This window comes from Streptomyces sp. NPDC090108, from assembly GCF_044747185.1.
Lineage (GTDB): Bacteria > Actinomycetota > Actinomycetes > Streptomycetales > Streptomycetaceae > Streptomyces.
Genome location: NZ_JBIVDQ010000003.1, coordinates 343,495 through 367,836, shown reverse-complemented (window position 1 = coordinate 367,836; position 24,342 = coordinate 343,495). Strand labels below are relative to the sequence as shown.

General features: G+C 73.8%; 20 protein-coding genes. 8 read left to right on the top strand and 12 right to left on the bottom strand.

The features are described from left to right. The first annotated feature begins 16 nt into the window (after positions 1 to 16). Positions 17 to 499 carry a VOC family protein gene (locus ACIPRD_RS11755; RefSeq protein ID WP_356407139.1) on the top strand — a complete coding sequence of 161 codons (483 nt, stop codon included), beginning with the start codon at positions 17 to 19 and terminating at the stop codon, positions 497 to 499. 33 nt (positions 500 to 532) lie between these two features. Here the strand turns inward: ACIPRD_RS11755 and ACIPRD_RS11750 are convergent, their stop codons facing one another. The 4 genes from ACIPRD_RS11750 to ACIPRD_RS11735 all read right to left on the bottom strand — a co-directional run bounded on the left by ACIPRD_RS11750 (position 533) and on the right by ACIPRD_RS11735 (position 5,026). Then, the gene (locus ACIPRD_RS11750; protein ID WP_401563167.1) at positions 533 to 1,420 is read right to left on the bottom strand and encodes an aminoglycoside phosphotransferase family protein; all 888 of its coding nucleotides are present in this window, start codon (positions 1,418 to 1,420) and stop codon (positions 533 to 535) included. A gap of 147 nt (positions 1,421 to 1,567) precedes the next feature. Next, the gene (locus ACIPRD_RS11745) at positions 1,568 to 2,446 is read right to left on the bottom strand and encodes a geranyl diphosphate 2-C-methyltransferase (protein ID WP_356407136.1); all 879 of its coding nucleotides are present in this window, start codon (positions 2,444 to 2,446) and stop codon (positions 1,568 to 1,570) included. Positions 2,447 to 2,514: 68 nt separating this feature from the next. Beyond that, positions 2,515 to 3,567 (bottom strand): family 2 encapsulin nanocompartment cargo protein terpene cyclase, encoded by a 1,053-nt coding sequence (locus tag ACIPRD_RS11740; RefSeq protein ID WP_356407133.1) that lies wholly within the window; start codon positions 3,565 to 3,567, stop codon positions 2,515 to 2,517. A 16-nt stretch (positions 3,568 to 3,583) separates the two neighbouring features. Beyond that, complete coding sequence (locus tag ACIPRD_RS11735) at positions 3,584 to 5,026, bottom strand: family 2B encapsulin nanocompartment shell protein (RefSeq protein ID WP_356407130.1); 1,443 nt, start codon at positions 5,024 to 5,026, stop codon at positions 3,584 to 3,586. 357 nt (positions 5,027 to 5,383) lie between these two features. On the opposite strand from ACIPRD_RS11735, the gene ACIPRD_RS11730 reads away from it, so the two are divergent. The 5 genes from ACIPRD_RS11730 (at position 5,384) to ACIPRD_RS11710 (ending at position 11,107) form a co-directional block, all read left to right on the top strand. Beyond that, positions 5,384 to 6,208, top strand: coding sequence for a VOC family protein (locus ACIPRD_RS11730; RefSeq protein WP_401562365.1), 825 nt, complete (start codon positions 5,384 to 5,386; stop codon positions 6,206 to 6,208). Between the two features lie 135 nt (positions 6,209 to 6,343). Further along, positions 6,344 to 7,063: a ribonuclease H gene (locus ACIPRD_RS11725; RefSeq protein WP_356407124.1), complete on the top strand. Its 720-nt coding sequence runs from the start codon at positions 6,344 to 6,346 to the stop codon at positions 7,061 to 7,063. Positions 7,064 to 7,206: 143 nt separating this feature from the next. Beyond that, the gene (locus ACIPRD_RS11720; RefSeq protein ID WP_356407121.1) at positions 7,207 to 8,415 is read left to right on the top strand and encodes an FAD-dependent monooxygenase; all 1,209 of its coding nucleotides are present in this window, start codon (positions 7,207 to 7,209) and stop codon (positions 8,413 to 8,415) included. Between the two features lie 170 nt (positions 8,416 to 8,585). Next, the gene (locus tag ACIPRD_RS11715) at positions 8,586 to 10,088 is read left to right on the top strand and encodes an MFS transporter (RefSeq protein WP_401562362.1); all 1,503 of its coding nucleotides are present in this window, start codon (positions 8,586 to 8,588) and stop codon (positions 10,086 to 10,088) included. Positions 10,089 to 10,495: 407 nt separating this feature from the next. Beyond that, a complete protein-coding gene (locus tag ACIPRD_RS11710; protein WP_401562360.1) occupies positions 10,496 to 11,107 on the top strand; it encodes a TetR family transcriptional regulator in 612 nt (203 codons plus the stop codon). Between the two features lie 261 nt (positions 11,108 to 11,368). Here ACIPRD_RS11710 and ACIPRD_RS11705 read toward each other — a convergent pair whose 3' ends face one another. From ACIPRD_RS11705 to ACIPRD_RS11670, 8 genes are all read right to left on the bottom strand, one after another. After that, the gene (locus ACIPRD_RS11705) at positions 11,369 to 12,418 is read right to left on the bottom strand and encodes an FAD-binding protein (protein WP_401562359.1); all 1,050 of its coding nucleotides are present in this window, start codon (positions 12,416 to 12,418) and stop codon (positions 11,369 to 11,371) included. A gap of 53 nt (positions 12,419 to 12,471) precedes the next feature. Then, positions 12,472 to 13,155 (bottom strand): DUF2238 domain-containing protein, encoded by a 684-nt coding sequence (locus ACIPRD_RS11700; protein WP_356407112.1) that lies wholly within the window; start codon positions 13,153 to 13,155, stop codon positions 12,472 to 12,474. 236 nt (positions 13,156 to 13,391) lie between these two features. Further along, complete coding sequence (locus ACIPRD_RS11695) at positions 13,392 to 14,423, bottom strand: hypothetical protein (RefSeq protein WP_356407109.1); 1,032 nt, start codon at positions 14,421 to 14,423, stop codon at positions 13,392 to 13,394. 180 nt (positions 14,424 to 14,603) lie between these two features. Further along, on the bottom strand, positions 14,604 to 16,193 hold the full coding sequence (locus tag ACIPRD_RS11690; RefSeq protein ID WP_401562357.1) for a serine/threonine protein kinase: 1,590 nt from the start codon (positions 16,191 to 16,193) through the stop codon (positions 14,604 to 14,606). Positions 16,194 to 16,486: 293 nt separating this feature from the next. Further along, complete coding sequence (locus ACIPRD_RS11685) at positions 16,487 to 17,545, bottom strand: polyprenyl synthetase family protein (RefSeq protein WP_401562355.1); 1,059 nt, start codon at positions 17,543 to 17,545, stop codon at positions 16,487 to 16,489. Then, on the bottom strand, positions 17,542 to 18,618 hold the full coding sequence (locus tag ACIPRD_RS11680; protein ID WP_401562354.1) for a tetratricopeptide repeat protein: 1,077 nt from the start codon (positions 18,616 to 18,618) through the stop codon (positions 17,542 to 17,544). The genes ACIPRD_RS11685 and ACIPRD_RS11680 overlap by 4 nt, the downstream gene beginning before the upstream one ends. A gap of 169 nt (positions 18,619 to 18,787) precedes the next feature. Then, positions 18,788 to 19,465 (bottom strand): AIM24 family protein, encoded by a 678-nt coding sequence (locus ACIPRD_RS11675; RefSeq protein WP_401562352.1) that lies wholly within the window; start codon positions 19,463 to 19,465, stop codon positions 18,788 to 18,790. A gap of 61 nt (positions 19,466 to 19,526) precedes the next feature. Further along, a complete protein-coding gene (locus tag ACIPRD_RS11670) occupies positions 19,527 to 20,768 on the bottom strand; it encodes a serine hydrolase domain-containing protein (RefSeq protein ID WP_401562350.1) in 1,242 nt (413 codons plus the stop codon). Positions 20,769 to 21,083: 315 nt separating this feature from the next. On the opposite strand from ACIPRD_RS11670, the gene ACIPRD_RS11665 reads away from it, so the two are divergent. Both ACIPRD_RS11665 and ACIPRD_RS11660 read left to right on the top strand, forming a co-directional pair. Beyond that, on the top strand, positions 21,084 to 22,877 hold the full coding sequence (locus ACIPRD_RS11665) for a M4 family metallopeptidase (protein ID WP_356407093.1): 1,794 nt from the start codon (positions 21,084 to 21,086) through the stop codon (positions 22,875 to 22,877). A 202-nt stretch (positions 22,878 to 23,079) separates the two neighbouring features. Beyond that, complete coding sequence (locus tag ACIPRD_RS11660; RefSeq protein ID WP_356407090.1) at positions 23,080 to 24,339, top strand: SGNH/GDSL hydrolase family protein; 1,260 nt, start codon at positions 23,080 to 23,082, stop codon at positions 24,337 to 24,339. Positions 24,340 to 24,342 lie beyond the last annotated feature (3 nt).

Here is a 24,342-nt window from a genome sequence, read left to right as displayed (position 1 = left end):
GCTTCAGGAGGTGCCCATGCCCACCGAGGGATTCACCACGTGTCTGTGGTTCGACGGACAGGCGGAAGAGGCCGCCCACCACTACGTGTCCGTCTTCAAGAACTCCGGGATCGGCCGGATCACCCGCCACACCGACGCGGGCCCCGGCACGGCGGGCTCCGTGCTGGTCGTGGAGTTCACGGCGAACGGCCAGAAGTTCATCGCGCTCAACGGCGGACCCCAGTTCACGTTCAACGAGGCGATCTCCTTCCAGATCCTCTGCGCCGACCAGGAGGAGGTCGACCACTACTGGAACAGGCTCACCGAGGACGGCGGCGAGCCCGGCCCCTGCGGCTGGCTCAAGGACAGGTACGGGGTGTCCTGGCAGGTCGTACCCGAACGGCTGGCCGGGATGATCCAGGACCCTGACCCGGAGAAGGCGACCCGTGTCACCCGCGCCATGCTGAGCATGGGCAAGCTCGACATCGCCGAGCTGGAGAGCGCCTACGAGGGCGCCTAGCCACCCCCGCCGCGCATCCCCGGATGCACGCCCTCACGCGTCCCCGCACCCGTCCTCGGCGAGGAGTTCGCGGATCACATGCCGGGAGTTCTCCGCCAGCACGGGGTTGGTGTGCCAGTAGTACGGCAGCGCGATCAGCGCGATCGACAGCGCCCAGCCCCGCCCGCGCGCCCACTCGGCGTCGTCCGCGCCCACGGCCTCGCGGAACGGGCCCCGGGCCCCGGAGGGCAACAGGTTCCAGGCCACGATCAGGTCCACGGCGGGATCGCCCACCCCGGCACACCCGAAGTCGATGACCGCGGCCAGCCGGTCCCCGGCGACGAGCACGTTCCCGGGGGAGAGGTCGCCGTGCGCCCACACGGGCGGACCGGCGTGCGCGGGCGCGCGCAGCGACCGTTCCCACAGGGCCGTCACCGCGGCCGTGTCGACGCGGCCGCCCAGCTCGGCGAGGGCCGCGCGGGTCTCCGCGTCCCGGGCCGCGAGCGGCACCCCCCGGGACGCCGGCGGTCCGTCCTCCGGGTCGGCCCGGCGCAGCGCGGCCACGAAGGCGCCCAAGTCACCGGCGAGCCGCTCCGGCCGCCCGACGCCGCCCGCCACCGGATTGCTCCCGTCCAGCCAGCGGTACACCGACCAGGGCCACGGGAAGCTCCCGTCCGGTGTGCCGAGGCCCACCGGCTCGGGTGCCGCGAACGGCAGCCCCGGGCCGAGCCGGGGCAGCCAGCGCTGCTCGTGCGCCACGTCGGCCACCGCTCCCGGATGCCTCGGCAGCCGTACCACCAGGTCCGGTCCCAGCCGGAACATCGCGTTCTCCGTGCCCGACGACGACAGCCGCCGTACGGGCAGCGAAGCCCAGGCCGGGAACTGCCGGGCGATCAGCCCCCGGACCAGTCCGGCGTCGACCGCGATCTCGTTCTCACGCATCATCACCGCGCACATGGGCCCCCATCCAAGTGACCCGGCCCGGCTCCTGTCGAGCGAATTGTTCCCGGCCCCGCCGCCCGGACCGCCGGAGACGACAGCGGGGGCTGCGTCCGGCCGGACGCAGCCCCCTGTGCCTGGCCGTTCGGATCAGATCCGGTCGGCCACGATCAGCAGGTACTGGAAACTGCCGTTGCGGTAGGCGTCGAGGAACGCGTCCTCGATGCCCGTGACCAGATGGTCGGCCTCCTTGCGGAGCTCCCAGTAGGGGATGGTCGCCTCGGTGAGGTCCTCGACATGGACCGGCACCAGCCGGTTGCGGGCCATCGCCTTGAAGTACTCCGAGCGCGGGTGGATGTCGCAGATGTAGTGCGCGTTGATCAGGGACACCTCGCGCGAGGCCTGACCGTAGGTGTTGTTGTAGCAGCCGGTGATCGTGACGTACCGTCCGCCGCGGCGCAGCAGCCTGGAGTGCTCGGCGAAGAGCAGGTCCAGCTCGACGTACATCGTGGACTCGTTGTTCCAGGACGCCGCGTACGCGCCCGTCTCGAAGCCGGTGTCGAGCATGTTGCGGTGGTGGTAGCGCACCTTGCCGTCGATGCCCCGGGCGCGGGCCTGCTCGTTGGCGAACGCGCACTGCTTGGCGGAGATGGTGACGCCGTCGGCGTGGCAGCCGTAGCGCAGATGCGCGGTGACACTGCCGCCGCCCCGGCCGCAGCCCGCGTCGAAGACCCGGTCGGCGGGGGAGAGCGAGCCGAGGTGGGCGGCGAGCAGCTCGGCCTGCGCGTGCTCCAGGCGGTGCAGTTCCGCGGTGATCCGCTCCCGGCGCCGGTCCGGGTCGGCTTCCTCCAGGACCGACCGGTCGGCTGCGCCGATGCCGTAGTGATGGTGGTAGAGGTCGTCGAGCTTTCCGAGTTCGAGGTTGACCGGGTTCTCCTCGGCGTTCCAGTACTCCGCTACGCGGTTCTGGTACGTGGACTGCGTCGGCACGGCGACGGCCGGTGCGGTCCGGGCGGGGGCGGTCGTCAAGGGTGACTCCTCGTTGCGCAGGTGACGGTGTTCCGGAAGGGCGGGTGACGGTTGCCCGTGAGGGGCCGTCACCAGTAGTCCGGCAGGTGGTAGCGATGGGTGTTGGTGGCGTGCCACTCGTGGTTGCCGGACACCCAGGCGGCGAGCCCCTGGGCGTAGCGCTCCACGAGGGGCGAGCCGGCGGAGAGGAGCGCGGACTCCTCCTCGAAGGCCTCCATGATCCGGTTGTGGATCTCGACGGACTTCAGATAGGCGGCCTTCAGCCCGCGGCGCTCGTTCGCCGCGACGACCTGGGGCAGGTTCAGATGGTCGGGGTCGCTGGCCAGCTCCTTGGTGAAGGAGTACAGGTCGTTGACGATCGTCGTGGCGTTGCAGGCCAGGGCGGTGATCCGCTGGATCTCGGGCCGGGCGTAGACCTGCTCGGGCAGTTCGTAGCCGTCCACCGCGTCGACGATCGACAGACAGGGGCGGAAGTTGTTGAACTGCCGCATCACCAGGTACTCCCACACCCGAGGTACATGCCGGGTCTCCGCCCAGGCGGCCTCCGCGAGATAGCCCATGTGCAGCCGGGCGATGTCGTGCACGAACCGGTCGGTCTGACTGGGCGTGGCGAAGGCCGCGTAGTCGGTGAGGGCGAAGTGGTAGGAGCGCAGGGGGCCGTCGGCCCGCATGCCCGCACGCCACTCCTCCTCCAGCTCCGGGATGCCGTGGTAGGGGTCGATCGCCGACTGCGCCATGATCAGCCGGGCGCCGAGCCCGCGCCGCGCCCCGCCCCGGCCCTCGTCCTCCTCGCAGTAGCAGGAGTCGACGACGTTCTCGGCGAGCAGCAGCTGCCCCGCGACCGTCAGCCGGTCCAGATCCAGGGCGCCCGGATGCTGGAGCACGACGGCCCGCCCGAACTGGAAGCCGGAGAAGTCCCCCTTCCAGGCCTCGGGGAACAGGTCCAGGCCGCGCGCCCAGGTCTCCAGCCTGCGGTCGATCTCGGCCGCCTTGACCGGGTCCGCGGGAACGGCCGGCCGGTGGTGCAGTCCCGGGATCGCCCCGGTGCGCCGCTCCCGGCGCAGGCTGCGGGCGATGTCCGGCGGACCGGGCAGGGTGTAGGAGTCGGTGGAAGTGCTCATGATGTGCTCCAGGCCCTCACTCGGCCGTCCGGCCGATCTGGACGTTCTCCAGGACTCCCGCCGCGTCGGGGACCAGGATGGCCAGCGAGTAGTAGGCCGTGACGAGGTAGCTGACGATCGCGGCGTCGTCGATGCCCATGAAGCGGACGTTCAGCCCCGGCTGGTACTCCTCGGGGATGCCGGTCTGGTAGAGGCCGACGACACCCTGGCTCGCCTCGCCGAGGCGCAGCGCGATGATGCTGCTGGTGTGGTCGCCGGCGACGGGGATCTTGCCGCACGGCAGGATCGGCACCCCGCGCCAGGCGGGCACCTCGTGCCCGTCGACGTTCGCGGTGCCCGGCACCAGCCCGCGCCGGTTGCACTGCCGGAAGAAGGCCGCGATCGCCTTCGGATGGGCGAGGAACACCTTGGTGCCCCGCCGCATCGTCAGCAGCTCGTCCATGTCGTCCGGGGTCGGCGGCCCGCTGAAGGTGCTGATCCGCTGCGCGTGGTCGATGTTGTGGAGCAGCCCGAACTCGCGGTTGTTGACCAGCTCCCATTCCTGCCGTTCGCGGATCTCCTCCACGGTCAGCCGCAGCTGCTGGGCGGTCTGGTCCATCGGGCCGTTGTAGAGGTCGGCGACCCGGGTGTGGACGCGCAGCATCGTCTGGGTGAGCGACAGCTCGTACTCCCGCGGGGCGAGCTCGTAGTCGACGAAGCCGCCCTCCAGGGTCGTCTCGCCCACATGACCCGCCTGCAGGGGCACTTCGGCCTCGCCCTTGCGGTTCATCGGTCTGGACTGCCGCTCGGCGTACGCCCGCAGATGGGCGTCGAGGGAGGGCGCCCGCCCGGTCAGCTCCCGCACGTCCGCCCAGGGCAGCGCCAGCACCGTGCCCGCGGTCTCCGCCCGCACCGACACCGGCCACAGCGGGTCGGACCGCCCGACCGCCTCGTCGCCCAGCTGGTCGCCGCCGGTGACGGTCCCGAGGATCTCCTCCTCGCCGTACCGGCCGGCCGTGTAGCGCGTGAAGCGGCCGTGCACCACCAGATACGCCTCGGTGACCGGCTGCCCCGCCTCGAACAGCACCTGCCCGGCCCGCACCTCCCGGGGCCGGAAGCGGGAGGCCATCTCCCGCAGGACGTCGAGGTCGGGGTATCCGCGCAGGGCCGGCAGTTCGGTCAGCGTCTGCGGGACGACCTGGATGTCGTCCGCCCCGTCGCGCACGAAGTGCACGCGCCCACGGCCGGTGCGCAGCTGGAGGCGCCGGTTGACCCGGTAGGCGCCGCCCCGCACGTCCACCCAGGGCAGTGTCCTGAGCAGCCACCGTGAGGTGATGCCCTGCATCTGGGGTTCGGACTTGGTCGTGGTCGCGAGCTGCCGGGCCGCCCGGGTGCCCAGGCTGGTGAGCTGCCCGTCGGCAGGGGGGACGGGCGCGGGTTCATCGACGTCGGAAACGGTGGCGATGTCCGGTGTGGACACTTTCCCCCCATCGCAGAGCTGAACGCGCCTGGCGGTCAACGGTGGTGAACGGCGGCCGGTGGTGCTCCGGTTGCCGGTGTGCTGGGTCAAGCCAAACAGCGCGCGTGATCTACGGGTACAGCGTGAAAGGGGCGTATTTGATCTCCATGTCGCGCAAACCCGCTGCCGGAAGCATTCGGCGCAGTGGACGTGATCGCGCGCCGGTCACCCGCTTCCGCGCCCTGGTGTACGGCGCCGGTCCGCTCGGCGCGCGGGCGGCCCCGGGGATGGCTAGCGTGAGGTCCCGGGACGTCCCCGGTCCGCCGGGACGCGCGGACGCGCCCCGGTACGAGCCCGCTACGACGGAGAGGCCCCGCCATGGCCGTGCGCCCCGAAGGAACGCCCTGCTGGGCCGACGCGATGTTCACCGACCTGGACGGCGCCAAGGCGTTCTACGGCGACGTCCTCGGCTGGACCTTCGGTGAGACGTCGTCGCAGTACGGCAACTACACCCAGGCGTACGCGGACGGCAAGGCGGCCGCGGCCGTCGTCCCCCCGATGCCCGGCCAGGAGGGCCAGTCGCAGTGGTGCCTGTACTTCTCCTCGCCCGACATCGCCGAGACCGTCTCGAAGATCCGCGCGAACGGCGGTGACGTCCTGATGGAGCCGATGCGGGTCGGCGACTTCGGCACGATGTGCCTGGCCCGCGAGCCCAGCGGGGCGGTGTTCGGGGTGTGGCAGCCGGGCACCCACGAGGGATTCGGGGCGATGGCGACCCCCGGCGCGTACTGCTGGGCCGAGGTCTTCACCCGCGAGCCGGAGAAGGCGGACGCGTTCTTCTCCGCCGTCTTCCCCTACCGGATGAAGGACATCGAGGACGACGCCGTGGACTTCCGGCTGTTCGACACCGGGGGAGACCCCGTTCTCGGCCGGATGCGGATGACCGGCGAGTTTCCGCCCGAAGTGCCCTCGTACATCAACGTCTACTACACGGTCGACGACTGCGACGCGGCCGTGGCCCGGGCCGTCGAGCGTGGCGCCGTGCTCCGCTTCGGCCCCATGACGAGCCCCTTCGGACGGTTCGCCGCGCTCACCGACCCGCAGGGCGCGAACTTCTCGGTGATCGACGTCACGGCCGCCGAGGGGGAGATGCCGGAGACCAGCGAGGTCCGATCCGGATCCGGCGCCGGACCTGAGGCCTGACCCGCCGGACCTAAAGCCTGACCCGAGGCCTGACCGGCGCCGGACCCAAAGCCGGACCGGACCCCGCGCCGGGCAGCGGCTCCCGAGGGCCGGCGGACGTCCGGCGGGCGGCGGGGCGGCCCCGCCCGCCGTGGCATGATCGTGTCCATGCTTGAACGTGTAGTGGCCGCCTGCGACGGGGCTTCGAAGGGGAATCCCGGACCCGCGGGCTGGGCCTGGGTGGTGTCCGACGACGAGCTGACCGCGGCCCGCTGGGAGGCGGGCCCGCTCGGCCGGGCCACGAACAACGTGGCCGAACTGACGGCGCTGGAACAGCTGCTGGCGTCGACCGACCCCGGCGTGCCGCTGGAGATCCGGATGGACTCCCAGTACGCGATGAAGGCCGTCACCACCTGGCTGCCGGGCTGGAAGCGCAACGGCTGGAAGACGTCCGCAGGGAAGCCGGTCGCCAACCAGGAGCTGGTGGTCCGCATCGACGAACTCCTGGACGGCCGGTCCGTGGAGTTCCGCTACGTCCCCGCCCACCAGACCGACGGCGACCCGCTGAACGACTTCGCCGACCGGGCCGCCAGCCAGGCCGCCTCGGTCCAGGAGGCGGCGGGCAGCGCGCTCGGTTCCCCGGAGCCGCCGCCCTCGCCCGACACCCCGGCGTCCTCCGGCGCGCGCCGCAAGCCGGCCCGCCGCACCGGCGGCGCCGCGTCCGCCCGGTCCGGCGGCGGGGCGTCCTCCTCCCGCACCCTCAAGGCGAAGTTCCCCGGCCGCTGCGTCTGCGGCCGCCCGTACGCGGCCGGCGAGTCCATCGCGAAGAACGCGCAGGGCTGGGGCCACCCGGAGTGCCGTACCGCCGGCGACTGACCGGCGGCCCCCAGGGGGACGTCTCCTGGCGCGATCGAGGCGGGGTCCGGCGGGTGCGCCGGACCCCGCCTTCACGTCACCCGTTCCCTGCTACTCTGCGGTGCTTCACAGCTACGCAAGGTAATCGTCAGGGGTGTGTGCGCGTGAAGGTCGTCTGCGTCGGAGGCGGGCCCGCCGGCCTGTATCTCGCCATCCTGCTCAAGCTGCAGGACCCGTCCCACGACGTCACCGTCCACGAACGCGACCCCGAGGGCTCGACGTACGGCTGGGGCGTCACCTACTGGCAGGGGCTGCTCGACAGGCTGGGCGCCCACGACCCGGAGTCGGCGCGCGCCATCGAGGAGCACTCGGTCCGCTGGAGCGACGGTGTCGCCCATGTGGGGGAGCGGTCCACCCGGCACCGCGGCGACCAGGGCTTCGGCATCGGCCGCCACCGGCTCCTCGGACTGCTCGCCGACCGCGCGCGCGGCCTCGGCGTGCGGCTGGAGTTCGGCAGCGAGATCACCGAACCGCCCGCGGACGCCGACCTCGTGGTCGCCGCCGACGGTGTGCGCAGCACCCTGCGCGCCGGCCGGGCCGCGCACTTCGGCACCCGGATCGCCCTCGGGCGCAACCACTACATCTGGCTCGGCACCACCAAGGTCTTCGACGCCTTCACCTTCGCGTTCACCGAGACCGCGCACGGCTGGATCTGGGCCTACGGCTACGGCTACAGCGGCGAGCACAGCACCTGCGTCGTCGAGTGCGCCCCGGAGACCTTCACGGGACTCGGCCTGGACCGCGCCGACGAGGGCGAGGCGCTCGCGACGCTGGAGAAGCTCTTCGCCCACGTCCTCGACGGCCACCCCCTCATCGGCCGCCCGCCGGCCGCGGGCACCACCCCCTGGCTCAACTTCCGCACCCTCACCAACACCACCTGGCACCACGGCAACCTCGTCCTGCTCGGCGACGCCGCCCACACCACCCACTACTCCATCGGCGCCGGCACCACCCTCGCCCTGGAGGACGCCATGTGCCTGGCCGGCGCCCTGCGAGCGCACGGCACGCTGTCCGAGGCGCTGACCGCCTACGAACGGCAGCGCGCGAGCGAACTGCTCTCCGTGCAGAGCGCGGCCCGCTACAGCGCCCAGTGGTACGAGAACCTGCCGCGCTACATCCGGCTGCCGCCGCACCGCATGTTCGCCCTCCTCGGCCAGCGGCACTCCCCGCTGCTGCCGTACGTGCCGCCGCAGTTGTACTACGGCCTCGACAAGGCGGCCGGGCGACTGGAGCCGCTGCGCAGGTTCAAGCGCTGGCTCGGCCCCCGGGCGGCCCGCGCCCTGCACGCCCGGTCCGCCGGGCGCCGCGGTTGACGCGATCCGCCCCTCCGCGTGCGCCCCTCGCCTCCCGCCGGTGCCGCGCGCTCCGAGCGCCCCCGGTGTGCTCCACCCGTACGCCCGGTAAATGTTGGTGAATATCCATTCACTCGATAGGGTGAATAGTCATTCACCTCGCTCGCCGAGCACCGCATCCTGGAGCGCCGATGGACTCTTCCGCCCCGATACCCGTGCCGTCCGGCACCCCCGAGGGCACGCCCCGGCTGCGGGACCGGCTCACGATCCCCGTGCTGGCGTCGGGCGGAATCCTCATGGCCGTCATGCAGACCGTGGTCGTCCCGCTCCTGCCGGACCTGCCCCGGCTGACCGGCGCGTCCGCGGCCGCCGTCTCCTGGACGGTCACCGCGACCCTCCTCTCCGGGGCGGTGCTCACGCCCGTGCTCGGCCGCGCGGGCGACATGTACGGCAAGCGCCGGGTGCTCATCGCCGCGCTCATGCTGATGACCGCCGGCTCCGTGCTGTGCGCCCTGTCCTCCGACATCGGCGTGCTCATCGCGGCCCGCGCGCTCCAGGGCGCGGCCGCCTCCGTCGTACCGCTGTCGATCAGCATCCTGCGCGACGAACTCCCGCCGGAGCGCCGGGGATCGGCGGTGGCGCTGATGAGTTCCACCGTCGGCATCGGCGCCGCCCTGGGCCTGCCGCTGGCCGCCGTCGTGGTGCAGTACGCCGACTGGCACACCATGTTCTGGCTGACCGGCGCCCTGGGCGCGCTCGGCGTCTCGGCCACCTGGTGGGCGGTCAAGGAGTCGCCGGTGAGGGAACCGGGCCGGTTCGACCTCCTCGGCGCGCTCGGTCTCGCGGTCGCGCTGGTGTGCCTGCTGCTGGGCGTCTCACAGGGCGGCCAGTGGGGCTGGGGCAGCCCCCGGATCCTCGGGCTGTTCGCCGCGACCGTCGTGGTCCTCGCCCTGTGGTGGTGGCAGCAGCTGCGCGCGGAGCGGCCTCTGGTCGACCTGCGTCTCGTCACCCGTCCGCGGGTCGGGCTCTCCCATGTCGCGGCCCTGCTCACCGGATTCGCCTTCTACGCCAACTCGCTCGTCACCGCCCAGCTGGTGCAGGCCCCGAAGGCCACGGGCTACGGTCTCGGGCTCTCCATCGTCTCCACCGGCCTGTGCCTGCTGCCCGGCGGCGTGACCATGCTGCTCCTGTCGCCCCTGTCGGCGCGCATCTCCGCCGCGCGCGGCCCGCGTGTCACCCTCGCGCTGGGCGCCGCGGTCATCGCCTGCGGCTACGCGGTGCGCATCACCGACAGCCGGGACCTGTGGATGATCATCCTCGGCGCGACGGTGGTGGCGAGCGGCACCACCCTCGCGTACTCCGCGCTGCCGACCCTGATCCTGCGTGCCGTACCGGCCGGCCAGACGGCCTCCGCCAACGGCGTCAACGTCCTGATGCGGACCGTGGGCCAGGCCGTCTCCAGCGCCGCCGTCGCCGCGGTCCTGGTGCACCACAGCAGCCCCCTCGCCGGAGTTCCGGTGCCCACTCTGCACGGCTATCTGCTGGCCTTCGGCATGGCGGGTGCCGTCGCGCTGGTCGCCTGCGCGGCCGCCCTGTCGATCCCCGGCGACGCCCCCTCGGGCGACACGCGGCGCGCCCGGGAGGCCCCGGACGCGACCCCGGCCGCGCGTGACGGGGCGTTGGAGGGAGCATGAGTGCCGTGAGCACCTCCCACGGCCCCCGCGCGTCCGCGCCCCCGCACGCACCGTCGAGCTCCCCACGCCCGGCTTCCGACCCCGGTCCGGCTTCCGATGCCGGTCCGGCTTCCGACGCCGGTCCGACTCGCGGCCTCGGTCCGGCTTCCGACTCCGGTCCGGCTTCCGCTCCCGGGCCGGTTTCCGATTCCGGTCCGGCTTCCGCCCCCGGCGCGGCTTCCGGTTCCGGCCCCGCGGCTGCGGTCTCGGGCCCAGCCGCCGGTTCGGGTTCCGTTTCCGGCGGGGCGGCATCCGGTCAGGCTGCCGGTTCCGGTTCCGACTCCGGCGAGGACCGGCCCGAGGCGGTCGGTGCGGGTGCCGGTGCCGCGGTCCCCGCTTCGGCCTCCCCCTCCGACCCCGCTGTGGCCGTGACCGGCCCGGCCGCCACCGGCCCGGCCTCCGCCCCCGGCGAACCGGCCGCCGCACCCGTCCGCCGCGATGCCGAGGCCACCAAGGCGGCGATCCTCAGGGCCGCCCGTTACTTCCTGGTCCGCCGGGCGCAGGCCGACGTCACGCTCAAGGCGGTCGCCGAACGCGCCGGTGTCAGCCCGCCGCTGGTCCTGAAGTACTTCGGCAACAAGGACGCCCTCTTCGCCCGCGTCATGTCCTTCGACGCCGACGCGCACGCCCTGCTGGACGCCCCCCTGGCCGGCCTCGGCCGGCACATGGTCCGGTACGTCCTGGCCGCGCAGCGGGATCAGGGCACCGACCCGCTGCTGCGCATCGCCTTCGCACCCCTGCACGGCGACCAGGGCGACATCCTGCGCGCCAACTTCCGCGCCCAGGTGACCGAACGCCTCGCCGGCCGGCTCACCGGCCCGGGCGCAGGCCCGCGCGCCGAACTCGCCGTCGCGGCCCTGGTCGGCCTCGGCGTCATGTACGGCATCGCGCGCGGAACGCACCTGCGCGCGACGGACATCGACACCATCGCCGACCTCTACGGCCCGCTCGTCCAGGCCCAGCTGACACCCGGCGGCTGAGCGGCGCCGTCCGCGGGCGCGGCGCACGGCTGAAGACTCCGGCCCTCATGGGCCGACCGGCCGGTGGTCTGCTCCGGCAGGCGCCGGGACGCTCGGCGCCGAGGACTCCCGTCGTCCGCCCGGGGGTCGCGCCGCGCTGCCGGTGCCGCGGCGCGAAGCCGACGCTCCTGGTCCTCGTGCGCGGAGCGGACGTCCCTCTCCGACGGCAGGCGCCGGGACCCGTGGTGCCGAAGACCCCTGCCGCGCGCCCGGCGCCGCCGGTCATGGGGCGCGCGCGGGGTCGGGCATGTCGGCCGGTGCGACGGCGGAGGCGCGAGAGCGGACGTGCGGTGTGTCCGGGTGCCGTGTCGTGGCGGACGGACCGGCCGGGTCGGCGCTGTGCGGCCCGGGCCAGGGGGAGACCGCCGCCGTGAACCGGACCGTTCCAACCTTGCCCGCCCGCCGTGCGGGACCGCCGGCGGCGCGGCCGCCGGATCCGGGCCCCGTGACCGGCGCGGTGGCCGGGGCGTCCGTGCGGCCCGCCCGGCGCGTGCCGGTGTCCGGGCCCACCCGCAGCACCACCTCCGTGACGAAGGACCGGCCCAGGTGGACGAGGAAGGCCGCCCGGTCCGCGTCCGTACGGCGGAACGTCCGCAGCACGTGACCCCCCGCCGTGCCGTCCCGCACCACCGCCGTCAGCTCCAGCACCCGGCTGCTCAGCGAGCCGTACGCCGTACCGGGCGGCGGATGCTCCACGACGGCCGGTACGGCCGCGCCGTGCGTGTCGATCGCGAGGGCACCGCCCAGGGTCAGGTCACCGGGCGCCGGTGCCGCGGTGAGCCCCAGCCCGTGCTGCTCCAGGAACCCGAGCAGCGCCGCGAGCGTGACACCCGTGCCCGCCCGCACCGCCGACGCCGACTCCATGGCCAGGCCGGTCAGATGGGGTGCCGTGTCGACCAGGAGGACGCGCGTGTCCGTCGCCGCCCCGGCGACCGCGGGCGGGGACCAGCCGTACGAGGACCCGCGCGCCCGGACCCGCCAGCCCTTGCGCCACGCCCAGTCGACGACACCGGCCACCTGGTCGGGGCCGGCCGGCGCGCACGCCCACAGCCCGTCGGCCGTGAACCCGCCCACCCAGCCCCGGTACCCGGACCGGTACAGCGCCACCTCCGGTGGGAAGTCCGGGAGTTCGGCCGCGGCCCGCGCCGGATCGGCCGCCACCCGCACCGGTACGGCGGCCAGAGCGGCGGCCGCGCGCAGGAACGCGCGCTGGCCGACGGGCGCCGCCGGCATCCCGCCGGAGGGGATATTGCCTATGAAATGATCGCTCACGGAGTCACGCTAGGGGGGCCGCGGGACGCTTCCGCGCGGCCCGTCGATCACTGTCACCCGTGCGGGTGAAACTCGCGCGAAGAGCGGACGCCGTCGCCCGGCACCAGTTCCGCCATCCGGCGATCGTGCACCCTGCTGAGCAGCAGCAGCGACAGCACCGCCCCGATCAGGGCGCAGAACATGTCCCACTGGGTGTCCCACACATCGCCCTGGGTGGCGAGGAACGCGTCGGCGCCGTGGCCGCCGATCTCGGCCGCGGCCCACTCCAGCAGCTCGAAGAAGGCACTGAAGGCGAGGCAGGCGCACACGGTGAGCGGGGCCAGCCAGCGGCTGCCGCGCAACGGGGAGGTACGGCTGAGCAGTTCACGGACGAGGATCGCCGGCACGAACCCCTGCATCAGATGTCCGAAGCGGTCGTACGGGTTGCGGGACAGTCCGAAGGTGTCGCGGACCCAGTCGCCGGCCGGCACCTGCGCGTACGTGTAGTGACCCCCCACCGCGAGCACCAGCGCGTGCGCGGCCAGCAGCCCGCAGAGCAGCCCGGTCAGCGGGAAGCGCCGCCACACCAGCACCACCAGCGGCAGCCCGATCAGCGCCCAGAAGGTCTCCAGCAGCCAGGTCGTACGGTCCCGCACGTCCCACGCCGACACGGCGAGACCCACCGCCGCCACTCCCGCGAACAGGGCGGGCGGCACGCGGCGCGGCGCGTGGCGGGGGACGGGATGCGCAGCGGTCATGGCGGGGCTCCTCGGCATGGCAGGGACGGGCAGTCGGAGGGGAACCGGAGGACGCCTCGGCGTCTCCGGCCACCCCATGCTGGCCCGGGACGGCGGACCGGGCATGAGTACCGCTACTCACCCCGTCCCGGGTACCCCGCCGCCCCTGACCCTTGCCCGCCCTGCCACCACCGGCCGGCGCGAGCGTGGGACCCCCGTCACCAGCCTGGGACCCCCGTCACCAGCCTTGGCCTGCGCTACCGGTCGCCGCCGGTGCCGCGCAGCGCGGCGAGACAGCTTCCGATGGCCTGCTGGAGCTCCTCCAGGCGCTGCACCATGTCGTCCTCGTAGAAGTCCTGGGCGTCGTCGAAGGTCAGTTCCTCGAACGCCTTCGTCGCCTTCTGAAGCCCGTTGTAGAACTTCGTCCGCCGCTCCTGGACGCGAAGCTCGGGGTCGGCCGCGACCGTCTCCGCGACCATGTTCTTCATGGTGTCCCAGGCCTCGGTGGCCCACTCGCCGGCGTCGTCGCCGTCCTCCAGCTCGTCGATCAGCGACAGGTGCCGCTCGGCCTCCTCGCGCAGTTCGGCGGGGGCGTCGACCGTCTGTCCCGCGGGCGTCCTGATCTGACCCGACTCGACGATCTGCCGCACGTACCCGATCCGGTCCGCCGAGCGGCTCTCGGTCGCCACGGCCTTCTTCAGGTCGTCGGTGCGCACGACGTCCCGCGCCAGCTCGGCCTGGAGGACGGGGTCCTCCCGCAACCGGTCCAGCAGCGCGGCGCGGGCCGTACGCGCGGTGGAGGGGTCGGCGAGGATCGCGGCGCGCAGCGCGGTGGGGTTCTCCGCGACCTCCAGCGCCTTGGTGGGGCGGATGCCCTCGGCCTCCGCGGCCTGCGCGATCGCGGTGCCGCGCTCGGAGCCGGCGCTGTTGCGGGAGACGTAGTAGCTCAGCCAGACGTCGGCATCGGGCAGCTCGACGTCCTGGCCGGGCGCGAGCGCCTCGAAGAGCGGCACGAGACCGTCGTCGGCGGCGCGGTCCCACGCCTTGTAGTAGCGCATCACCCGGTCCGCGGAGCAGCCGGCCAGCTCCGCGAACTCCTTCGCCGACACCTTCGGCGTCTCCCCGGACGACTGCCCGCCGGGCCGTACGCTGCGCGCCACCATCAGCGCGAAGGCCCAGCCGCCGGTGCGGGCGTACACGCCGAACTCGCGGGCGTCGCGCGCCACGAGATCGGACAGGGGCGCCGCGGCGGGAACGGACGTCTCGGACGGGTCGATGGCCAGGGTCACGGATGTCTCTCCTGCGGGGAAGGCTGGGGGAACCCGCACCCGGACGCCCGGGTGCAGACAGGAAAGCCTATATCGCCCCATTGGGAATGCTTTGACGGCGCGGTCAGGGCGGCCGCCGCGGATCCCCTCACGGAGACGGTTCCCGCCGGTCGCCTCCGCGGGGGGCCCGCGCGGGGCGGCTCACCCCCGCGGTGCGCGGAACGTGCTCAGGAAGGTCCCGAGGGCGAGCCGGGCGGCGGCGTCGTCCCAGTCCGCCGCCCGGGTGGTGAAGCGCAGGGAGAAGCCGCGCCCGCCGCCCAGCACGAACCCCCGCCCGAAGGTGTGCGCCCGCGCGTCCCCGGTGCCCGACAGCCACTCCAGGTCGGCGGCCGCGCGCCCCTGATAGGTCGTGGCCCGTACGGCCCCGACGCGCTGGTAGCCGCTCAGTTGCCGCAGACCGGGCTCCACGTCGTTCCGCCACACGGCGACGGGGTCCGCGCCGACCCGCTCGCTGTAGGTGACGGCGAGCGTCGGCGGGCCGTCGCCCTGGCCGAAGGTGACGCGGTAGGCGTGATCGGCGGCCCTCTCGGTGGACAGCCGCCGCCAGCCCTGGGGCAGCGCGACCGAGAAGCCCTCGGGCGCGCTGTGGACCCGGTATCCGGCCGGCAGGGCGGAGGCCGTGCCGGTGCCGGGAGAGCCGCCGGTGCCGGAGGTGGCGCCGGACGTCTGGGTGGCGGCGGTCTCCGCGGGTCCGGCCGGCGGGGCGGCCGTCACGGTCCGGCGGGACGGAGACTCCGCCGCCGTGGTGCCGGTGCCGGACCGCGAGACCGCCACGGCGGTGCCGGCCGCGGTGACGGCCAGCACCGCTGCCGCGACCAGGACCCGCCGGCGCGTGGCCCGGATACCGGACCGCCCCGACGGCCACGCCCCGGGCCGCCCGGAGGCGGGCGCCGGTCCCGCGTCCTGTGCCGCGCCCTCCTCCAGGGCGCGGGTCAGTGACTCGAAGGCCACCGGCCGGGTCAGCCGCTCCCGCGGGTTCTTCCGCAGCAGTCCCCGTACGGCCTGGGTGAGCGGGCCCGCGCGCAGCGGGGTGCGCACCGGCAGCCGTTCCACGGCCCTCAGCGTGGCCTCGGGGCGCCCGCGGTCCCGGAACGGGGGCCTGCCCTCGACCATGGTGTAGAGGATCGCGCCGAGCGCCCACAGGTCGGCGGCCGGCCCGACGCGTTCGTCCCGGGCCTGCTCCGGAGAGGCGTACGACGGCGCGGTGAGCCTCGGCGCCAGGGTGGTGCCCGCGAGCCCGAACCCGGTGACGACGGCGGGGCCGCTGTCGCGCACGAGGATCTGGCCGGGGCTCAGCTCGCCGTGGGTGATGCCCTCGTCGTGGGCGGCGTCGAGCACGCCGAGCACGTCGAGGCCGATCCGGGCCGCCCGCTCGGGACTGAACGGGCCCTCCCGGTCGAGGAGTTCGCCGAGGGGGGTGCCCCCGATCCAGTCCGTCGCCGTCCACAGGGAGCCCGCCTCGACGAACGCGTCCACGACGGGCGCGACCCGGCCGGGCCGCAGCAGGCACATGGTCTCGGCGGTCCGTACGATCCGGACCGTCGCGTGGTGCAGGGTCTCCGGGTCGGCGGCCGCGGGCAGTCCGGTCCGCGCCACCAGGCGGGGCCGTCCCGCCGGCACGTCCTCCGCGTACCACCACACGCGGTTCGTCTCGCGGGAGAAGACCTCCAGCAGCCGGTACCGTCCGGCCACCAACTCGTGTGCGGAGACGTGCGCCTCGACCATCGTCATCCCTCGCTGCAACCGCTGCCTCGTGTTTCCCAGAGGTACGCGGGGCGCGCGGGGGTATGTTCAATGAATCCTCAACTCCGCTCGCCTTCCTGCCTTTTATTCACATCTCCGTGGCGCCCCGCGCTCTGCGAAGACGGCGTGCGCACCCGTGTCGACCTGCGGGTAACCGAAGGTAAGCGACCGGGTGCGGCGCCGCTTTCCGCCATGCGCCGCCGTACCGGGTCGTACCGGGCCCGGGTGGCGCGTACAGGGTGTGGGCGGCGCGCACCGGACGCGGGCGGGGTGTGCCGGCGTCACAGGTCGCGGCGCACCAGGAAGTCCAGCAGCGGGAGCAGTTCCCCGGTGGCCGCGGCGGCCAGGGGCAGCCCGGTGAGCAGGTCCCGCGCGGCCGCCGCCTCCGCGCGGGCCTCGGCGAGCGCCGCCTCGCGCCCTCCGGCCCGCTCCGCCAGGGCCGCCGCCTCCGCGGTGTGCGCGGGGGAGCCGAGGAGCGCGGCCAGCCGCCCGCCCGCCGGCGTGCCCAGGGCGGCCAGCACCGGGAAGGTCTTCTTGCGCTCGCGCAGGTCGCCGCCCACCGGCTTGCCGGTGACGTCGGGGCTGCCCCAGATGCCGAGCACGTCGTCGGCCACCTGGAAGGCGACGCCGAGATGACGTCCGGCCCGGTCCAGCGCGGCGACCACCGGCGGCGGAGCGCCGCCCAGCGCGGCTCCGGACGCGAGGGCGCAGCCCAGCAGCGCACCCGTCTTGCGCTCGGCCATCACCCGGTACTCCCCGGGCGTCACACGCCCCGGTCCCGTCCAGGGGCGGGCGGCGAACAGCAGGTCGTCCGCCTGGCCCCGCACCAGGTCGGCCAGTGCCGCGGAGAGCAGCCGGAGGGCGCCGCCGCCCTCCGGCGCGGCGGTGAGGGTCTCGACGGCCAGCGCGAACAGGGCGTCACCCGCGAGGATCGCGGGTCCGGTGCCGTACGCCCGCCACAGCGCGGGGCGGCCGCGCCGGGTCGCGTCGCCGTCCATGATGTCGTCGTGGAGCAGCGAGAAGGCGTGCACCAGCTCGACCGCGACCGCCGCGGGCACACCGGTCTCCGCGTCCGCGCCCACCGCCTCGGCGCCGAGCAGCGCGAGCGCCTGCCGCACCCCCTTGCCGCCGTCCGCGGCCGTCGGGGTGCCCGCGGTGTCGCACCAGCCGAAGGAGTACGCGGCCATCTCCGCGAGCCACGGGTGCAGCGTGTCCACCGCCTTCCGCAGCGCCGGACGCACCGACTCCCGGCACCGCAGCAGGACTTCGGGCGCGGCCTGCCCGGCCTGCCCGGACGGGGCGGGCGGCGCGGTCCGCGCCGCCGGGGCGGACGGCGTCACCGGGCACCCCCGACGGGCGCCCCCGGGCCGGCCGCCGGGGCGGGCTGGGTGTCCGGCGCGAACTCCGCCTGGGCGCGCGCCACCATCTCCCGTGCGTGGCGCAGCCCGCTCCGCTCCAACGCGTCCGCCAGCTCGGCCAGTTCGGCGAGGGTCTCGGTCCGCTCGCGGCCCAGCCGGGCCAGTGACTTCACCAGGCCGAGCCGGGCCAGGGCGGTGCCGCGCGGTTCGTTCATCGCGCCGAACTCCGACAGCGCCAGCCGGTACAGGTCCCGGGCCTCGACGTGACGCCCGGCCCGGTAGAGGACGTTGCCCCGCATCTTGTGGTTGTAGGCGAGCGCGCTGGAGAGGTTCATGGCCCGGCAGATCGTCTCCGCCCGCGTCAGCAGCTCCAGCGCCCCCTCGGTGTCGCCGTCGCACGCCGACCGTATGTCGGCCAGCCCGCGCAGCGCCCAGGCGTGCCCGCGCCGGTCCTCGGCGCGCTCGGCTATCTCCGCCGCCTCCTCGAACAGTTCGCGGGCGCGGTCGTACGCGCCGGTGTTGCGGTGCATCTGGGCGATGCCCTCCAGCGCCCACACCGTGTGCCGGGCCTCCCCGCGCCGCCGGGCCTCGGCCAGCAGCTGTTCGTGCAGCCTGCCGACCGCCGCGTAGTCGCCCTGGATGCGCCCGGTCTCCGCGAGCCCGGCCAGGGAGTAGCCGCGGACGACGATGTCGCCGCCCCGCTCGCCGAGTTCCGCCGCGAGCCCCAGCAGCCGCCGGGCGAGCGGGAAGCCGCCGCGCTGCCGGGCGAGCGTGCCGCCGCTCCACAGGGCCCACGCCATGGCGGCGGTGTCCCCGGCGTCCCGCGCGGCGCGGTAACTGGCCTTCCAGGAACGGTCGGCGTCGTGCACCAGGCCGAGGCGCCGCTGCGCCTCCGCCACGGCGAGCCCGCAGCGCGCCACCTCGCCGGGCTGTCCGGACCGCTCGGCCTCGCGGAGCCGCGCGGTGCCCTCGGCCAGCACGTCGGTCAGCGAGGAGTTCACGGACAGGGTGGTCAGAGAGCCCTGGTACTCCGGGGCGAAAGCCTTGCCGTACATGCGTACCTTTCTATACACAGAGTGTATACACGGCGTGTATAGCGTCTCGGGAAGGTGCCCTGCCCCGAAGGGCAGGGCGTGGTCTGTCGCCGGGCAAGACGCCGGTACGGCCGAGGGGGTTGCCTGTGAGGCGGGGATCACCCTGTGAGGCGTGGGTCACCCCGTGAGGTCAGTGCTGCTGGACCTTCTGGGGCACGGCCTCGCTCGGCCGCACCACGACGAACCCCTCGCCCTGGAGCATCAGCTGCACCGCCTCGCCCGAACCGCCGCGCAGCATCGAGCCGATGGACTGGGAGCGGTGCAGCGAGGTCTGCAGATGCGCGGTCCAGCCGACCACCGCGTCCGTGTCGACGAACACCGGCGCCTGTGCGGAGACGGGTATCACCAGCGGGTTGCCCTCGCAGACCAGACCCAGCCGGCCGTGCCCGCTGAACACGCTGTTGAACAGCCCGCCGCCGGCGATGCCCGACCCCTTCACGGTCCTGATCTCGTACGACAGCGTGGGGTCGAAGCACAGCACGTTGCGGCCGTTGACGGTGAACTGGTCGCCCTGCTCCACCTCGACGATGAAGCAGTTCTGCGCCTCGTGCGCGAACCAGACCTCGCCCTGTCCGCGCACCGCCATCAGCGGCAGGCCCTCACCGGTGACCGCGCGCTTGAGCATGCCGCCCACGCCCTGGCCCTTGCGCTCGAACTGGAGGTTCCCGCGGTGGGCGATCATCGCGCCCTGCCGGGCGAACATCTCCCCGCTGACCGCGTACTTGACGCACTTGGCGTTCTCGATGCTCATCCCCGGCTCGACGGCCGGCCGCACCACATGCTCACTGGAAAAGAGATCACCCTTCATGCGGTGCATGGTGTCCCGGAGGGGAGCGTTCCGCCAAGATCGCGGTCAGCGCCGGTCCCGCCTACTCCTCCAGGTCCGTGCCGCGCCCGGCCACCGCCGTGCCGCGCGCAGACCGCCCCGGCCTCGCGGCCCGCGTCCCGGTCGCCTTCTTCGCCGCCTTGCCGCAGAACGCCGACTCCAGGGTGCCCGCGAGGGTGTCCAGCACCTGGCCGTTGTTGGAGGTGTTGACGGCCGCGGTCATGCTGCGGCCGCCGTCCTTGGTGGTGAACGCGTAGGTGTAGTAGCCCTGGACCGCGCCCGTGTGGCCGTACACCGAGACGCCGCAGGACAGGTCGCGGCGCCGCAGGCCGAGGCCGTACGCCGTGGTGCTGTTGACCTTCGTGAAGCGTTCCATCTCCGCCAGCCGCGCGGAGGAGAGCAGCTTCCCGCGCACCAGCGCGGAGTAGAAGGTGTTCAGGTCCTTCGCGCTGGAGATGAGGGCCCCGGCGCTCTGCGCCCAGGAGACGGTCTGGGAGGTCGCGTCGACCAGCCCGGCGCCGGCCCGGTCGGGGGTCAGGTATCCGCGGGCGTACCGGCCCGGGATCGCGGTGTCCGGGTGGACGTAGAAGGTGTCGGCCAGCTTCAGCGGCTTGATGACGCGGTTCTCGTACGCCGTCCGCACGGAGGCGCCGGTGAGCTTCTCGATGAGGAGTCCGGCGACGACGAAGTTGGTGTTCGAGTAGGAGTACGCGGCGCCGGGCGCGTTGGTGCGGGGCTTCTTCAGGGACAGGGCGACCAGCTGACGGTAGGTGAACACCTTGTTCCGCACGGCCTCGAAGCCGGAGACGCTCTGCGCGAAGAGGTCGTCGGTGAAGTCGTACAGCCCGCTGCGGTGGCTCAGCACCTGCCGGACGGTGATGCGGTCGTCCGGCAGCAGCTGGGGCAGGTAGCGGTTGACGGAGGCGTCCAGGTCCAGCTTGTGCTCGTCGGCGAGCTGGAGCAGGACCACGGCCGAGAACGACTTGGTGACGCTGCCGATACGGAACCGGTCGAGGCTGCTCATGGCCCGCCCCGTGCCCCGGTCGTCGGTTCCCCGGCTCAGCCGGTACACGGTGCCGTGGTCGTCGATCCGGGCCAGCGCCCCCGGCGCGCCCTGGGACCGTACGGCGCGCAGCACCGCGTCGACGCCCGCCGTGTCGGGCGCCGCGAGCGCGGGCGCCGCCGGGGCGCCGGCCCCCGCCGTCGCGGCCCGCGCGGGCACCGTCAGGAGCGAGAGCGCGACCGCGCCGAGGACGGCACCCCTGCCCACCTTTGCTGAAACCATTCGGCACCTGCTTTCATCCATGGGGTTCCTCGCGGTTCGTGATGCGACGTCGGTCACATTCCGGCCTGGAACCTAGGGGATTGGCGGGGCGTCTCCAGTCCCGACACACACGTGGTCAAGACTTGATCACTCTGTGGCGCTGATTTGCAAAGGATTGCCATAGAAAGCCGCGAAATCGATCATTCCGGCTTTACGTGCGCATGACTAATCCGAAAGGGTGACCACGGGGCCTCCTCGGTCTCCGTGGCGCCAACGGCGCCATGCCTCCGGACGGTTGGCGATCCCGGCCGTCCTCGAACGAAGGAACCCTCCATAGTGCGTAGACCGCACATACGCAGCCTGGCGGTCGCCGTCGCGGCGACGACGGCTGCCACGGGCCTGGCCGGTACGGCCGTCGCGGGGCCCTCCACGGGGATGGAGCCGTCCGCTTCGTCCGCCGCCACGTCGTCCGCGGCGGTGGTCGGGGCGGCGCGCACCGCCGCCTTCGCCCACGCCACCGAGACCGGCGTCTCCCAGGGCGACGAACTCGTCGTCCAGGACGTGATGGCCGACCCCGAGGGCGCGCGGCACGTCCGCTTCGTCCGCACCCACGCCGGCATGCCGGTGCTCGGCGGCGACCTCGTCGTCCACCTGGACCGGCACCTGGCGTACGCGGGCGTGACCCGCGCGGCCGACCGCAACGTGACGCCCGCCGCCACGAAGCCCAAGCTGACGGCCGGCCAGGCCGCGGCGAAGGCCGCCGAGGCCGCCGAGGGCGACGCGGGCAGCGTCGCGCTGGTCGTGGACGCCCGCGGCGGCACCCCCGCCCTCGCCTACCAGGTGAAGGTGACGGGCACCGACCAGGCCGACGGCGGCTCCAGCACCGTCGTCATCGACGCCGTCACCGGCAAGGTGCGCAGCAACACGCCCGACGCCGACGAGTTCCTCTCGCCGAAGCTGCTCAAGACCCTGCACCAGCAGGGGGAGACGGCCGAGCCGGCCACCGGCACCGCGCCCTCGATGTCCGGGCTGCTCGGCTCGCGCCTCACCGGCGTGACGCACTACCCGGCGACCGCGAAGGGCACCGGCAAGACGCTCTTCGTGGGCAGTGTCGGCCTCACCACCACGGCGACCTCGCGCGGCCACTACCAGCTCACGGACCCGAGCCGGTACGGCACCGAGACCCGTGACGCCAAGAACAAGTACACGGAGAGCTTCGGCGCCGGTACGAAGTTCACCAACACCACCGACGTGTGGGGCAACGGCGCGACCACGAGCCGCACCACCGCCGCCGCCGACGCCCAGTACGGCATCACGAAGACGCTGGACTTCTACAAGAAGACCTTCGGCCGCAAGGGCATAGCCAACAACAGCAAGGCCGCGCGCGGCATGGTCCACTGGGGCCGCAAGGTCGCCAACGCCTTCTGGGACCCGACCTGCACCTGCATGCTGTACGGCGACGGCGACGGCGACATGTTCAAGAAGCCGCTCGTCGTCCTCGACGTCACGGGTCACGAGCTGACCCACGGCGTGGTGGACGCGACCGCCAAGCTCGAGCCGACCTACGTCGACCCGAACGGCAACCAGTACGGTGAGCCCGGCGCGCTGAACGAGTCCCTCGCGGACATCTTCGGCTCCAACGTGGAGTTCTACACGAACAACGCGAAGGACACCCCGGACTACCTGATCGGCGAGAAGCTGGGCCTGGCCCAGAAGTTCCTGCGCCGCCTGGACCACCCCTCGCTCGACAAGCTCGAGGGCACGGTGGACTACTGGTCGCCGTCCGTGTACGACACCGAGGTGCACGCCGGGTCCGGTGTCTCCTCGCACGCCTACTACCTCCTCGCGGAGGGCAGCGGCAAGAAGACCATCGGCACGGTCAATTACAACTCGCCGACCTACAACGGGTCGACGGTCAAGGGCATCGGCCGTACCAAGGCGACCGCCATCTTCTACCGGGCGCTGACCCGCTACATGGTCTCCACGACCGACTTCCACGACGCGCGCGTCGCGACGCTGAAGGCGGCCAAGGACCTGTACGGCTCCACCAGCACCGAGTACAAGACGGTGGACAAGGCGTGGGCCGGGGTCAACGTCACCGCCGCCAACACGCCGGCCGCCGGTCACTGACCGACGGCCGGGTGACACCGGCACCACCGGATGCCCCGCCCCGTGCGGGGCATCCGCGTACCGGGGCCCGGACAGGGGCGGGAAGCCCGCCGGGCCGCCGGGCGGACCCATCGGGGTGCGTATTCACCCGAACGGCGGGACGATGGCGTGCGTGAGACGCGCAGGCACGTCCCCTACGGTCCGCCCCGGAGCCGGCGGGTCCGTGCCGCGGCCGGACAGGACGGCCCACGGCGTCCCGGGTGCCCCCCGGCGGCCGCTGCGGCGGGTGGCGGCCCTGCTGCTCCTCACCGTCGCCGGGCAGGCCCAGCCCGCCGGAGCCACTGCCCCCGCCGCCCCCGGACGCCCCTCCGGAGTGGTCACCTGGGCGGCGAGCGCCGACCTCGCGGGGATGGGATCCTCCGGCCGCGGCTACCGGATGGTCGTGCGCACCAGCACCGGCGGCAGCGGCCTGCGGATCCGCGTCTCCAACGCCTTCGGCGACCGTCCCCTCACCGTGGACAGGGCCTACGCCGGTCTGCGCGGCGACGGCGCCGCCCTGCGCGAGGGCAGCAACCGGCCGCTGACCTTCGGCGGATCCCGGACGGTCACGGTGCCGGCCGGCGCCGTCGTGTGGAGCGATCCGCTGCCGGGCCGATGGCCGGCGGCCGCCGCACTGGCCGTCAGCCTCCGCACACCGGGCGCCGCGGGCCCGGCCACCGGACACGCGTTGGCCCTCAGGACGTCGTACCTCTCCGAGGGGGACCACACCGCCGAGGAGAGCGGAGCGCACTGGACGCGGACCACCCGTGCCTGGTGGTACCTCGACGCCGTCTCCGTGCGCCCGGAACGGCCCGGCACCGGAGCGGTCGCCGCGCTCGGCGACTCCGTGACCGACGGCCGGCTGTCCACCGCCGACCGCGACCGGCGCTGGCCCGACGACCTCGCCCGGCGTCTGCGCACGGCCCGCGCCGCGGTCCAGGGCGTCGCCGACGAGGGGATATCGGGCAACCAGCTCCTCCGGGACGGCGGCGGACAGAGCGCCCTGCACCGGCTGGACCGGGACGTCCTCTCCCAGCCGGGCGTGCGCACGGTGATCCTCTTCGAGGGGGTCAACGACCTCAAGGGGATCCCGGGAGCCTCCGCCGCGGCGCTCGTCGCCGGGTACCGCGAGATCGTCCGGCGCGCGCACGCGGCCGGGGTCTGCGTGGTGGGGGCGACCGTGGGGCCGTTCAAGGGCTGGCCGGAGTGGAGCCCGGCCGCCGAGGCCGTGCGCCGGGACGTCAATCGGTTCATCCGCACCGGCGGCGCGTTCGACGCGGTCGCCGACTTCGACCGGGCCCTGCGCGACCCCGGCGACCCCGAGCGGATGCGCCCCGGCCTCGACGGCGGTGACCATCTGCACCCCGGTGACCGGGGCATGCGGGCCCTCGCCGGTGCCGTGGACCTCACGAGCCTGGACTGCGGGCGGCGGGTTCGCCACTGACGC